Source organism: Heyndrickxia oleronia (assembly GCF_017809215.1).
Taxonomy (GTDB): Bacteria; Bacillota; Bacilli; order Bacillales; family Bacillaceae_C; genus Heyndrickxia; species Heyndrickxia oleronia.
Genome location: NZ_CP065424.1, coordinates 1,409,173 through 1,422,233 on the forward strand (window position 1 = coordinate 1,409,173; position 13,061 = coordinate 1,422,233).

13 protein-coding genes are annotated in these 13,061 nt (G+C 35.8%); 7 read left to right on the forward strand and 6 right to left on the reverse strand.

Annotation, left to right across the window (positions count from 1 at the left end; all coding sequences use genetic code 11):
* Positions 1-14: 14 nt before the first annotated feature.
* Positions 15-272 carry a YusU family protein gene (locus I5818_RS06970; RefSeq protein ID WP_058002807.1) on the forward strand — a complete coding sequence of 86 codons (258 nt, stop codon included), beginning with the start codon at positions 15-17 and terminating at the stop codon, positions 270-272.
* A 42-nt stretch (positions 273-314) separates the two neighbouring features.
* Here I5818_RS06970 and I5818_RS06975 read toward each other — a convergent pair whose 3' ends face one another.
* From I5818_RS06975 to I5818_RS07000, 6 genes are all read right to left on the reverse strand, one after another.
* Complete coding sequence (locus tag I5818_RS06975; RefSeq protein WP_078109457.1) at positions 315-1,640, reverse strand: (Fe-S)-binding protein; 1,326 nt, start codon at positions 1,638-1,640, stop codon at positions 315-317.
* Positions 1,637-3,049, reverse strand: coding sequence for a glycolate oxidase subunit GlcD (gene glcD, locus I5818_RS06980; RefSeq protein WP_078109458.1), 1,413 nt, complete (start codon positions 3,047-3,049; stop codon positions 1,637-1,639). The genes I5818_RS06975 and glcD overlap by 4 nt, the downstream gene beginning before the upstream one ends.
* Positions 3,050-3,163: 114 nt before the next feature.
* Complete coding sequence (locus I5818_RS06985; protein ID WP_078110524.1) at positions 3,164-4,267, reverse strand: CdaR family transcriptional regulator; 1,104 nt, start codon at positions 4,265-4,267, stop codon at positions 3,164-3,166.
* A 97-nt stretch (positions 4,268-4,364) separates the two neighbouring features.
* Complete coding sequence (locus tag I5818_RS06990) at positions 4,365-4,643, reverse strand: spore coat protein (RefSeq protein ID WP_058002995.1); 279 nt, start codon at positions 4,641-4,643, stop codon at positions 4,365-4,367.
* A 69-nt stretch (positions 4,644-4,712) separates the two neighbouring features.
* Complete coding sequence (locus I5818_RS06995; RefSeq protein ID WP_071976469.1) at positions 4,713-5,000, reverse strand: hypothetical protein; 288 nt, start codon at positions 4,998-5,000, stop codon at positions 4,713-4,715.
* Between the two features lie 26 nt (positions 5,001-5,026).
* Positions 5,027-5,161, reverse strand: coding sequence for a YuzL family protein (locus tag I5818_RS07000; protein WP_071976468.1), 135 nt, complete (start codon positions 5,159-5,161; stop codon positions 5,027-5,029).
* Between the two features lie 421 nt (positions 5,162-5,582).
* On the opposite strand from I5818_RS07000, the gene I5818_RS07005 reads away from it, so the two are divergent.
* The 6 genes from I5818_RS07005 to I5818_RS07030 all read left to right on the forward strand — a co-directional run bounded on the left by I5818_RS07005 (position 5,583) and on the right by I5818_RS07030 (position 12,984).
* Positions 5,583-7,967, forward strand: a complete 2,385-nt coding sequence (locus I5818_RS07005; RefSeq protein WP_139358162.1) for a 3-hydroxyacyl-CoA dehydrogenase/enoyl-CoA hydratase family protein — start codon at positions 5,583-5,585, stop codon at positions 7,965-7,967.
* A gap of 52 nt (positions 7,968-8,019) precedes the next feature.
* A complete protein-coding gene (locus tag I5818_RS07010; protein WP_071976467.1) occupies positions 8,020-9,195 on the forward strand; it encodes an acetyl-CoA C-acetyltransferase in 1,176 nt (391 codons plus the stop codon).
* 133 nt (positions 9,196-9,328) lie between these two features.
* On the forward strand, positions 9,329-11,104 hold the full coding sequence (locus I5818_RS07015) for an acyl-CoA dehydrogenase FadE (protein WP_078110525.1): 1,776 nt from the start codon (positions 9,329-9,331) through the stop codon (positions 11,102-11,104).
* Positions 11,105-11,698: 594 nt separating this feature from the next.
* Positions 11,699-12,055: an arsenate reductase family protein gene (locus I5818_RS07020; RefSeq protein WP_078110526.1), complete on the forward strand. Its 357-nt coding sequence runs from the start codon at positions 11,699-11,701 to the stop codon at positions 12,053-12,055.
* Between the two features lie 70 nt (positions 12,056-12,125).
* Complete coding sequence (gene gcvH / locus I5818_RS07025; protein ID WP_058002799.1) at positions 12,126-12,509, forward strand: glycine cleavage system protein GcvH; 384 nt, start codon at positions 12,126-12,128, stop codon at positions 12,507-12,509.
* A gap of 157 nt (positions 12,510-12,666) precedes the next feature.
* On the forward strand, positions 12,667-12,984 hold the full coding sequence (locus I5818_RS07030; RefSeq protein WP_058002798.1) for a thioredoxin family protein: 318 nt from the start codon (positions 12,667-12,669) through the stop codon (positions 12,982-12,984).
* The last annotated feature ends 77 nt before the right edge of the window (positions 12,985-13,061 follow it).

Genomic DNA, 13,061 nt, shown 5'->3' on the forward strand with positions numbered 1-13,061 from the left:
AAGAAGTGAAGATCATGGATCAAGTTTTTCAAGATCAATTCGAAGCTTTAATTGAAAAGTACACAGAGCTCTTACTTGGTGAATCAAATGAGGAATTGATGGAGAAAGTAAAAATATGGGTGCTTTATACATATATATCAAAATCGATGCCAGCGCTCGCTAAGCACTGGAATACCCTATATCCAGAGAGTAAAGAGCAATTGAAACAACTCATTTATGAAATTAAACAGCTGAATGATGAGCATCGGGCAAAAGGAAGAGACAATCAATAGAGGAAGTTGGAAAAGGGGGAAAACCCCTTTTTCCAACTTCCTCTAATCATTTAGTGCCTCAATTAATAAATCAACAATATGAACAGCTCTCATTTTATCGGATAAACCTTCACGTTCAATTCCTAGCTTCATCTGCAATAAGCATCCTGGATTTGCTGTAACAATGGTAGTTGTATTCGTTTCTATCACATTTTTCATTTTGGAATCTAATATTTTCATAGACATTTCAGATTCAACAATATTGTAGATTCCTGCAGAACCACAACACCGATCAGCATCTTTCATCTCATAATATTGGACTCCATCTATTGATTGGAGTAATAGCCTGGGTGCTTCGGCTGTTTTCATTACATTTCGAAGATGACAGGAATCTTGATATGTGATGCATTGATTAGGAAGATGGAGAGAGACATGTTTATGGAAGTCCAGTTCAACTAATATTTGTGTTATATCCTTTAATTTTTCTTTAAAGGCTTTGGCGCGTGGATACCACTCAGGATCATTCATAAGCAAATGATCATAGTCAATAAGAAATGCTCCACACCCTCCTGCATTTGTAATGATATAATCAGCATTTGTATGCTCAAATGCTTCAATATTAAGTTTTGCCATTTCAATCGCTTTTGCCTTCTCCCCGCTATGTCCATGCAGCGCCCCACAGCATCCTTGTGTTTTCGGGATAACTATCTCACAGCCGGCTTTTTGCAATAATTTTAGTGTTCCATTATTTGTTTCTAAAAACATTGTATCCATTAAACAACCAGCAAAAAATGCGACTCTTTTCAAACGTTTTTGTTCAGCGGGTAAAAATTCAGGACGGTTATTCATCTCTTTTCTTTTCGGAACCTTTGGTAATACTTTTTCCATTGTCGCTAAACTCTCAGGGAAAAGCTTCATAAAGCCAATCTTTCTAGTAACTTTTTGAAGACCTGATCGTTGGTAAATTCCAAGTAAACTTGTGACGGTCCGCATTCTATTTTGATGGGGAAAAAGTCCTTCGAAAACAGCATTTCTAACCGTTTTAACAGGAGCTTTTTGTTTTTTATTTTGTTGAATAATATCCCTTGCTTCTTCCAATAAGTGTCCGTATTTTACTCCTGATGGACAAACAGGCTCACAGGCTCTACAACCTAGACAAAGGCTTAATGAACGCTCAACATCTTCATCTGGCTCAAGAAGACCATCTTTTACAGCTTTCATTAGAGCGATTCTCCCACGAGGTGATTGGAGTTCTTGAAAGCCTGACTCAATATAAGTGGGACAGGATGGGAGACAAAATCCACATCTCATACAGTTTAAAAGCTCATCCTCATCCATTCGATCCATAAAGCCTTGTTGTATAATTTTTCGCTCAGTTACTGATTTCATGTTGATATCACCACACGTTTCCGACTGTCTTTAGCAAAAACTTTTCCCGGGTTCAAAATGTTTAAAGGATCGAAGCCAGTCTTTATTGCCTTCATGGCTGAAATTCCTTCTTTTCCAAGTTTCCATTCTAAGTATGGTGCTTTCATTACACCAACTCCATGTTCGCCTGTTATAGTACCACCTAAATCAATGGCCTTTTCAAATATTTCAGCAAAGGCTTGTTCTACACGTTCTATTTCTTCTGTATTTCTTACATCTGTTAGACAAGTAGGATGAAGATTTCCATCTCCAGCATGTCCGAAAGTACAAATATTTAGCTGATACTTTTCAGCTATTTCATTAATGGAGCGAACCATCTTGGCAATTTCTGAACGTGGAACAGTAGCATCCTCAAGTATGGTTGTGGGTTTTAATCTTGCCAAAGCAGAAAGTGCAACTCTTCGTGCTGTTCTTAATGCATCTGCTTCTTCCTCTGATTTTGCTATCTCAACAGATTCTGCGTTCTCTTCTAAGCAAAGTGTTGCAATCTTTTCCATATCCTTATCGACAACATCCTTACTCCCATCTTGTTCAATGAGAAGAACTGCCTTTACATTCGTTGGTAATCCGATGTTAGCAAAATCCTCTACAGCTATTAATGTTGGCTGGTCCAAAAACTCAAGAGTAGTAGGAATGATTCTATTAGCGATAATTTTCGATACGGAGCGTGCTGCCGCTTCTATGTCTTGGAATAAAGCAAGCATTGTTTTTTTTGTTTCAGGCATGGGAATTAACTTTAAAGTAGCTTCAGTTATAATCCCAAGGGTACCTTCAGAGCCAACAAACAGTCTAGTTAAATCGTAACCCGCTACATCTTTAGCTAGTTTGCCACCCGTTCTGATGATATCTCCATTAGGAAGTACAACTTCCAATGCAAGGACATAGTCTCTCGTAACTCCGTATTTTAAACCACGTAACCCACCAGAGTTTTCATTTATATTCCCTCCAATGGTTGATATTTTCATACTACTAGGGTCTGGAGGATAGAATAAGCCTTTTGCTTCGACTGCATGAATCATATCAAGGGTAATGATTCCAGGTTGAACAGTAATGGTTAAATTTTCTTCATCAATGTCAATAATTTGATTCATGTGTTTAAATAAGAGAACAAGTCCGCCTTCTGTAGGACAAGTACCTGCACAAAGATTTGTACCAGAGCCTCTAGGAACGATAGGAATTTTGAACTCGCTACAAAGCTTTACAATCTCGGCTATTTCCTGTGTATTTCTAGGTGAAACGATAATGTCTGGAAGGGATTGAAATTGTGGTGTAGCATCATAGGAATATACTAATCTTCCAGCCTTAGAGTCATCCACATTTTCAATACCAACTATTGAAATTAGACGATCTTTAACGATTTGTGAAATCATGAATATCCTCCATTTTCATGTAAATTCTCTTTATATTTCCTAAATAAAGTATAAAAAAAAGCGAGTATTCTTCGCTATGTATTTTTCACTAAATAAAATAGAAGAAAAATAGATTTACTTTGTATAATGATCCAAAATATATAACCCTAAATAAAGAGTAAATTGGTCTTTTGTTTTTTTGGGATTTAATGATGTATGATCCTCAATTTTTTTAATACGATAATGAAGGGTGTTAATATGTATATGTAATTCTTCTGCAGTTTTTTTAATTGAGAAATTACGTTCAAATAATACACGTAAAGTTTGTAAAAGCTCTTCATCTTCAAGTAGGGGAGAGATGGTACGTTGAATGAATTCCTTTTTTGTATCCAATCGTAAATCCTCCATAATCATTTCTAATGTGAGATGGTCATCAAACATTATCCAATTATGTCCAGTGATAGCATGAAGTGCACGTTCTGCTTTTAAAAATGACTTCTTTAGTTCAGTTGGTTGAACAATCGTTCCAACACCGAATTGTAAGCTGAGATGATTTGATGTCTCTATTTCGTTTTTCCATCTATATAATTTATTTTTAAGTGAATAATGGTCCAGAGGAGGATCCGCTTCTAATAGCAATAATAAGCGGTCATTTCCCCAATTGATGCATAAGTCATTCCGATTTCTCTCTGATCTCCACTTCATTGATAAATCAAAAAGTTGTTGATCTTCACGAATCACTTTTATGAGAATGAGGAGTCTTGGGACAGATAAGTTTATATTTAAGAGTTCAGCTCGATTATAAAATGCTAAGTCCCACTCTCTTAGCTCTAACCAATCAAAGATAAACGCCTCAAGTGTACGAGTTTGACGTGTCATTTCCTCTTTGTAGAAGTTTTCCTGAATCAGAAGTTCGGTCATTTTTTTTAATAATTCTGCATAGGGTAACACCTTTATCGGTTCACCAGTAATGCCGATTACCCCAACGACTTGCTTTCCGAAGCAAATTGGTAAATTAATACCCGCCTTAACTCCTTCTAGGAGGGATTCATCCTCTTTTTTTATAATGAGTTTTTCATTTTTTTTACTCGTGATTAAGGCGCCTTCATGAAAGGTTCCTATTCTTTCATTATTTGTACTTGCAATGATAGTTCCTGCGGTATTCATCACTACAATTTCTTCATTTAATAATTTCCGGACTTCATTTACAATCTTTTTTGCGAAATTTACTTGTAACATTGATGTCCCCCCTAAAAACACTACTCTTATTTAAGGATAAATGATTTCTAGGGTTTCATAAAGAATGAAAAGCAGCATAAAATATGCTGCTTTAAAATTATTGCACTTGATTCCCATAAGGGAATTGACTTGAATAGCCTTGGTGCTGTTGAAAGGATTGCTGAACCTTTTGTTGCTCGGCAGCTTCGAGCTTGTACCAGCCATTTTGAAACATCAGATTATATAATTCTCGCTGCTCGTTTTGAGTCTCAGTAAAAATGCTTAATAAATCCTTGTATAGTCCTTCATGACTTGCCTCATTCATGGCAGTATTATAGGATGCAGTCATATATTTCTCCATAGCTAATAAATCATTCACAAGGTCGCGGTCATTCATTTTTTCATTATTAGGTACAGTTGTCTGTGGATTTTGGATTTTTTGCTGATTTTGCAATCTTAATCCTCCTTACATCATTTGCTGATTTTGTTGATTTGGTTGTGTTTGTAAATGTTCTTGTAAATGATGAAGAATTTTCTCGTAATGACGCTGATGCATCTGGCCACATTTCTCCAATGTTGCTTTTATCGATGAATCTTGACAATGCATCGCTGTAAAATGCGCCTTCTTCATCGCAAGTAAATTCCAGGAAAGCATATCATTAATATAGGATAGATCTTTCGTTGATAATATTGCTGGTGGCTGTTGCATAGTTCCTTGCTGCTGTTGTTGTTGATTAAAGCCTTGCTGTTGCAATTGTCAAACCCCCATTTTAAATGAAATTATTGTTTTTTATATTGATTATTTTGGCTATTTACTTTTCCTCCACCATCTGCTTCAACCGTAGGACCTGCATCGCCTTTTACACTAGCAGCACTGACACCAGCTTTAGAAGGATTTTTCTTGTGCTTCGGCATTTTTTCACCTCCATTGCTATGTGTAGATTTACCTAATTAGCTATTTTTTATCCAATTAGCGGTTGTTCAATGAAAAGGGATCTTTTCTTAAACAATGTTGCTATTTAAGTAAAGTTTTAACTAATCCATCCATATCAGCTGAAGATTGCTACAACTTTCATTTGCAATCACCATAAGAATTGTTAGAATCCTTTTTTATCCGGAAATTTGGCTTTTACAGAAGCAACATACTATACGAAAACCCCCATGTATAAAAATAATTTAGAAAATTTGTCATTTTTAGAGATTAATAATTGATAGTTTCTGTAAAATCGTATATATTATAAGTAGTAAACTCATTCATGGGATTTTTTTTAACAGCAAAATGAATGAGTATTCATTCAAAAATGTTAATAAGATGGCATTGAAGGAGGAAATAGCATTGAGTTACAGCATTAAAAAAGCGGCTGTTATCGGTTCTGGTGTAATGGGATCAGGAATTGCTGCACATTTAGCGAATATTGGGATTCCAACTTTGCTATTGGATATCGTGCCCAAAGAACTTTCAGATGAAGAGAAATTAAAGGGATTATCACTAGAGGATAAAATTGTTAGAAATCGACTGAGTGAACTTGCCTTGAAAAAATTACTTAAACAAAAGCCTGCACCGCTAACATCAAAGGATAATCTTGCCCTTATAGAAGCAGGGAATTTAGAAGATGATCTATCCAAGTTAGCGGAAGTAGATTGGATTATTGAAGTGGTTGTAGAAAAGCTTAAAGTAAAAAAACAAGTGTTTGAACAAATTGATCAATATCGGAAACAAGGAAGTATTGTCAGTTCAAATACTTCAGGAATTTCTGTTGAAGCGATGGCAGAAGATCGTTCCGAGGATTTTAAAAAGCATTTCTTAGGCACTCATTTTTTTAATCCACCTAGATATTTAAAGCTTCTTGAAGTCATTCCTACTCAGCATACTAATCCAGCAGTAGTCCAATTTATGAAGGTTTTTGGTGAGGATGTGCTAGGTAAAGGGGTAGTTCTAGCGAAAGATACACCAAACTTTATCGGTAATCGTATTGGAACATATGGACTTCTTGTGACAGTTCAAGAAATGTTAAAAGGTGGATATAGTGTTGGGGAAGTTGATTCTGTTACAGGTCCATTAATTGGGCGTCCAAAAAGTGCAACATTTAGAACATTAGATGTTGTTGGCTTAGATACCTTTATTCACGTAGCGAATAATGTATATGATCAGGTAGATGGTAAAGAAAAAGAAGTATTTACAGTCCCGGCATTTATGAAAAAAATGTTCGAAAATGGCTGGTTAGGTAGTAAGAGCGGTCAAGGTTTTTATTTGAAAAAAGGAAAAGAGATTTTAGAACTCGATCCTCATACGCTCGAGTATGGCGAAAGAAAAAAATTAAAATCAGCTTCCTTAGAAATGGTTAAGCAAGTAAAAGGTACATCGGCTAAAATGAAAGCGCTTGTCTATGCGGAAGATAAGGTCGGAAAGTTATTATGGAATATCTTTGCACCGGTTCTTGTCTATTCAGCAGAGTTAATGAACGTGATTGCTGACGATATTGTGTCTATCGATAATGCAATGAAATGGGGTTTCGGTTGGAAGCAGGGTCCATTTGAAGTGTGGGATGCCATAGGTGTGGAACAATCAGTAAATAAAATGAAAGAACAAGGTTTAGCTGTTCCTACATGGATAGAAGAAATGTTAGCAAAAGGAATCACTTCTTTCTACAAGGAAGAAAGTGATGGAATGTATTTCTATGATTCTAGTGATTACAAAAAAATAGAACAGAATCCTAAAGTGATAAATTTAAAACAACTAAAAAATCAAGGGAAATTAATTAAGAAAAATACAGGTGCAAGCTTAATTGACATTGGTGATGGTGTTGCATTATTAGAATTTCACTCTCCTAATAATGCTATCGGTTTAGATATTTTGCAAATGATTAACTACTCTGTTGATGAAGTCGCCAAAAATTATAAGGGTCTTGTCATCGGAAACCAAGGGAAGAACTTTTGTGTAGGAGCCAATCTTGCTCTTATGTTAATGGAGGCACAGGATGATAATATCTATGAATTAGATATGGTCGTGCGACAATTCCAAAATGCGATGATGAAAATCAAATATAGTCCAAGGCCTGTAGTCACTGCACCTTTTGCTATGACACTTGGTGGTGGTTCAGAGGTTTGCCTGCCTTCTGCACATATTCAAGCTACTATGGAAACCTATATGGGTCTCGTTGAGGTAGGTGTTGGTCTACTTCCTGGTGGTGGAGGTAATAAGGAGTTATATATTAAGCATCTAAAAAATATGCCAAATGGAGTGGACTTTGATTTACAAAAAGTGGCTAATAAAGTATTTGAAACAATTGCTATGGCAAAAGTATCTACGTCTGCGGAAGAAGCAAGAGAAAATAATTTCTTGAACAATGCAGATGGTATTAGTGTGAATGCAGATCATCAATTATATGATGCAAAGCAAGCGGTTCTGTCTCTCTATTCACAAGGCTATAAGCCACCAATTCGCCAAAAGGTACCTGTCGTTGGAGAACCAGGATATGCCACTTTATTGTTAGGTGCCCAAGGCATGCATTTATCAGGTTATATTTCAGAACATGATATGAAAATAGCGAAGAAAATAGCTTTTGTAATCTCAGGTGGGAAGGTTCCTTATGGTACTAAAGTTGATGAACAATACTTATTAGATCTTGAAAGGGAAGCCTTCTTAAGCCTTATTCAAGAACCAAAAACACAGCAACGTATGCAGCATATGCTTGTAAAGGGAAAACCATTAAGAAATTAATAAACTAACGAATGAATAAGATAATCAGAGCAAAGGAAATGAGGGATTACACATGCGAGAAGCGGTCATCGTTGCTGGTGCAAGAACACCAGTCGGTAAGGCAGGTAAAGGCACACTTGCCACTGTAAGACCAGATGATTTAGGTGCATTAGTTGTGAAAGAAACATTAAAGCGTGCCGGAAACTACGAAGGAAATATCGATGATTTGATTATTGGCTGTGCAATGCCAGAAGCAGAACAAGGATTAAATATGGCAAGAAATATAGGTGCACTCGCTGGACTACCGAATACAGTACCAGCAGTGACTATAAACCGTTATTGCTCATCAGGACTTCAAGCTATTGCATATGGAGCGGAACGAATTATGCTTGGTTCTTCCGATACAGTTCTTGCAGGGGGAGCAGAATCTATGAGTCTTGTACCTATGATGGGGCATGTAGTTCGTCCGAATGCCACTTTAGCAGAAACAGCTCCTGAATATTATATGGGAATGGGACATACGGCTGAGCAAGTTGCGCAGAAATTTGACGTTTCCCGTGAGGATCAAGATGCATTCGCTGTTAGAAGTCATCAAAGAGCAGCAAAAGCAATAGCGGAAGGTAAATTTATCGATGAAATTGTTCCTGTTAATGTTACATTACGTTCAGTTGGAGCAGATCATAAGTTAATTGAGAAAAACATTGTATTTAAACAAGATGAAGGTGTTCGTCCCGATTCAACGGTAGAGGTGCTTGGTAAATTAAGACCAGCGTTCTCGATTAAAGGATCTGTTACTGCGGGAAATTCTTCACAAACAAGTGATGGCGCTGCCGCTGTATTATTAATGGATCGTGAAAAGGCGGTATCACATGGACTAGAACCAATGGCCAAATTTCGTTCATTCGCCGTAGCTGGTGTTCCTCCTGAAATTATGGGAATTGGTCCTGTTGAAGCGATTCCTAAAGCCTTGAAAATTGCTGGCTTGGAATTATCAGATATTGGATTATTTGAATTAAATGAGGCTTTTGCTTCCCAATCCATTCAAGTGATTCGCAAACTAGGCTTAGATGAGGAGATTGTCAATGTGAACGGAGGAGCCATTGCTCTTGGTCATCCTCTTGGTTGCACAGGAACAAAATTAACGTTATCTCTCATTCATGAAATGAAACGAAGAAAGGTTCAATTTGGTGTTGTAACGATGTGTATTGGTGGCGGTATGGGGGCTGCTGGTGTATTTGAATTAATATAAAAAAGTGTTTTTTATTAATATCTTAATTTTTACTTGTTAGTTTCGTAGGCTAATTTAGAATAGAAAAATTGATTTTAGCTATATAAAAAACAATATGTAAAAGATTTGAATAAAGGATTAGGAGGAATCGATAATGACAAATCAAACAGATAAATTGATTAAAGGTGGAAGCTTTTTAATTGAAGATATTTCCTATGAGCAAATGTTTACTCCTGAGGATTATACAGACGAACAAAAAATGATTGCTAAAACAACAGAAGACTATATTAATAATGAAGTTGTTCCTCAAGTGGAGTATCTTGAAAAGCATGAATTTGATCGTTCTGTTAAACTATTGAAAAAAGCTGGTGAACTAGGTTTACTAGGCGCCGATGTTCCAGAAGAATATGGTGGCTTAGAATTAGATAAAGTAAGTTCTGCACTTATTTCTGAAAAAATGGCTAAAGTTGGTGGATTCTCTATCTCTCATGGTGCCCATGTAGGAATTGGTTCCTTACCAATTGTTTTGTTTGGTAATGAAGAGCAAAAGCAAAAATATTTACCACTACTTGCGACAGGTGAAAAGCTAGCTGCATATGCATTAACAGAGCCGAGCTCAGGATCGGATGCATTAGGTGCGAAAACAACGGCTAAATTAAATGAGGTTGGAACACATTACATTTTAAATGGTGAAAAACAATGGATTACAAATGCAGGGTTTGCCGATGTCTTTGTTGTTTATGCGAAGATTGATGGCGATAAATTTTCCGCATTTATTGTTGAACGTGATTATCCAGGTGTGTCTACTGGGGCAGAAGAAAAGAAGATGGGAATTAAGAGTTCCTCAACACGTACGTTAATTTTAGAGGATGCTGAAGTTCCTGTGGAGAATCTGCTTGGTGAAGTGGGAAAAGGTCATAAAATTGCTTTCAATATTTTAAATATTGGACGTTATAAATTAGGTGTGGGTACAGTTGGCGGATCAAAAAGTGCGTTTGAAATTACAGCAAAATATGCTAATCAAAGAAAACAATTCAAAACACCAATTTCTTCATTTAATTTAACGAAAGAAAAGCTTGCAACAATGGCAGCAAAAATTTACGCAGCTGAAAGTTCAGTTTATCGTACGGTTGGTCTCTTTGATGAAAGAATGAGCCATATTGATGTGAAGGATGGTCATGAAATTGCTAATTCGATTGCTGAATATGCAATTGAATGTTCATTAAATAAAGTATTTGGTTCAGAAGTTCTAGATTATGTTGTTGATGAAGGTGTTCAAATCCATGGTGGATATGGATTTATGGATGAGTACGAAATTTCTCGAGCTTATCGTGACTCGCGTATCAATCGTATCTTTGAAGGAACGAATGAAATCAATCGCTTAATCGTCCCTGGAACTTTGATGAAAAAAGCAATGAAGGGTGAACTTCCACTTCTTCAAAAAGTTCAAAGTTTACAAGAAGAGCTTATGATGATGATGCCTGAGGAAATTGGTGATGGACCTGTTGATCAGGAAAAATATTTAACACGTAGTGCGAAAAAAGTAGCCTTAATGGTAGCTGGTTTAGGAGCACAGAAATATGGAACAAAACTTGAACATGAACAAGAAGTCCTTGTAAATGTAGCAGATATCGTTTCATTAGCATATGCAATGGAATCAGCTGTCCTTCGTACAGAAAAAGCAATCGCAAAAGAAGGTGTAGAAAAGAGTGCACAAAAAGTCCTTTACACGCAAATTTTCTGCCAAGAAGCAATCAATGAAATTGAGCAATTGGCTAAGGAATCCATTGTAGCGATTGAAACTGGTGATACTTTACGAATGATGTTATCAGCTCTTCGAAAATTAATTCGACACACACCGATCAATGTCATTGCGAAAAAGCGTGAAGCTTCAGTAAAACTAATTGAAGCAGAAAAATATGTATTATAAAGTCTCTTTTCTCAACCTTTGTTGCTAATTACGAAAAGTTTTAATTATTCATATCGGTTGAAGTGCGCTAGAAAAGTGCTACAAACCCATAAGAACCATTGAATTCTTAATTGGGTGTAAAAGAAAGCAGTTGGTTTCTTACAAAAGCAACAAACTATAGGAAAACAGCCTTTATAAAAAATAATGTTAATGTCCTTGATGATATCTACATCAAGGGCATTTCTTATGTTTATATTTTAAAGTAAGGCTCTTTTCTAGAACATTGTTGCTATTTAAGTAAAGTTTAACAAATAACTATCAGCTGAAGACCGCTACACCTTTCATTTCACTGAAGAGCTACAAACTTTATAAGAATCGCTGAATCTTTTTATTGGGTGTAAAAGCCGGCAGTTAGGCTTTAACAAAAGCAACAAACTATAGGAAAACAGACTAAGGTAATAACTATTTATTAGCTTTGTAATAACGCTTATCCATCAGAAAAATTTTGAAAGTGGTAAGAGGAAAATAATCTTTGAATTTGTAAGATTGAACAGGTAAAATAGATATAGTGTTAAAATAGCTAATAATCCCATAATTTAAGGTGGTGATTAAGAAATGACATTAACATTTTATTGGTACCCTAAATGTGGGACATGTCGCAAAGCAAAGAAATGGTTAGAGGAACATCAAATCTCCTTTAACGAAGTACATATTGTAGATAATCCTCCTTCACGTGAGGAATTAGAAAAGCTTTACAAAAAAAGCGACTTAGAGTTAAAGAAATTTTTTAATACGAGTGGTCAAAAATATCGTGAACTAGGGCTAAAAGATCGCATCCCAACGGCTAGTGAAGACGAACTATTGGATCTGCTCGCATCAGATGGGATGTTAATTAAACGTCCTCTATTAACTGATGGAAATAAAGTAACCGTTGGATTTAAAGAAGAAATGTATAAGAATACATGGGCTTAAGCTAGTATTCTTGCTAACAAAAGTGTTTTATGTAAATATTAATTTGATAAATCTTTGGAGGGATCTTTGAATGAGTTTACCTAAAGAATTACGTTATTCTGAAGAACATGAGTGGGTAAAGAAAGAGGGAGAAAGCCTACGTATCGGTATCACAGATTTCGCACAATCTGAATTAGGTGATATTGTATTTGTTGAACTTCCTGAAGTTGGAGATGAAGTAACAGCGAATGAACCATTTGGTAGTGTTGAGTCAGTTAAGACAGTATCTGAATTATATGCACCTGTAAGTGGTAAAGTAGTTGCTGTGAATGAAGAATTAAGCGATAGTCCAGAATTTGTTAATGAATCACCATATGAAAAAGCATGGATGATTGTTGTTGAACCATCTAATATTGGTGAATTAGATGATCTTATGACTGCTGAAGCATATGAAGAAATGATTAACGAAGACTAATAAATAGATAAAAAACTAGGGTTGTTTCCGAGTAACTTGGGACAACCTCATTTTTTTATTTATACCTTTATCAATCTTAATTTTTTCTTGAAAAATTATAGCCAAGTATTATAAAGGCTATATTATAAATATAGAAATTCACAAGAGGACGATCATAATGAAAGAATGGACAAAGGAAGAGATTACAGAAAATACAAGGAAGATCAAGCAACTAGCATTATACTTTTATACACCTTTATGCGGGACATGTCAGGTAGCGGGGAGAATGCTCGATATTGTGGAAAATTTAGTACCACAGTTTGAATTTAGAAAAGCTGATTTAAATTATATGCCAGAAATGGCTGAGAAGTATTCAATTGAGAGTGTCCCCTGTTTATTAGTATTTCAAGAGGGAATTTGTTTGGAAAAAATATATGCTTTTCAATCGGTTACTCATTTGTATGAGCTTTTAAAACAAATAAATAAAGATGATTAAAACATTTCTGAATAGACCATTTACTTTTTCTCCTCACGCGATTATGATTATTTAGGGTATCGAAATAATCGAGTGGG

Excerpts from the sequence above, each read along its gene's own strand:
- I5818_RS06970 (WP_058002807.1), top strand. The coding sequence starts at position 15 with ATGGATCAAGTTTTTCAAGATCAATTCGAAGCTTTAATTGAAAAGTAC.
- I5818_RS06975 (WP_078109457.1), bottom strand. The coding sequence starts at position 1,640 with ATGAAATCAGTAACTGAGCGAAAAATTATACAACAAGGCTTTATGGAT.
- glcD (WP_078109458.1), bottom strand. The coding sequence starts at position 3,049 with ATGATTTCACAAATCGTTAAAGATCGTCTAATTTCAATAGTTGGTATT.
- I5818_RS06985 (WP_078110524.1), bottom strand. The coding sequence starts at position 4,267 with ATGTTACAAGTAAATTTCGCAAAAAAGATTGTAAATGAAGTCCGGAAA.
- I5818_RS06990 (WP_058002995.1), bottom strand. The coding sequence starts at position 4,643 with ATGAATGACCGCGACCTTGTGAATGATTTATTAGCTATGGAGAAATAT.
- I5818_RS07000 (WP_071976468.1), bottom strand. The coding sequence starts at position 5,161 with ATGCCGAAGCACAAGAAAAATCCTTCTAAAGCTGGTGTCAGTGCTGCT.
- I5818_RS07010 (WP_071976467.1), top strand. The coding sequence starts at position 8,020 with ATGCGAGAAGCGGTCATCGTTGCTGGTGCAAGAACACCAGTCGGTAAG.
- I5818_RS07015 (WP_078110525.1), top strand. The coding sequence starts at position 9,329 with ATGACAAATCAAACAGATAAATTGATTAAAGGTGGAAGCTTTTTAATT.
- I5818_RS07020 (WP_078110526.1), top strand. The coding sequence starts at position 11,699 with ATGACATTAACATTTTATTGGTACCCTAAATGTGGGACATGTCGCAAA.
- gcvH (WP_058002799.1), top strand. The coding sequence starts at position 12,126 with ATGAGTTTACCTAAAGAATTACGTTATTCTGAAGAACATGAGTGGGTA.
- I5818_RS07030 (WP_058002798.1), top strand. The coding sequence starts at position 12,667 with ATGAAAGAATGGACAAAGGAAGAGATTACAGAAAATACAAGGAAGATC.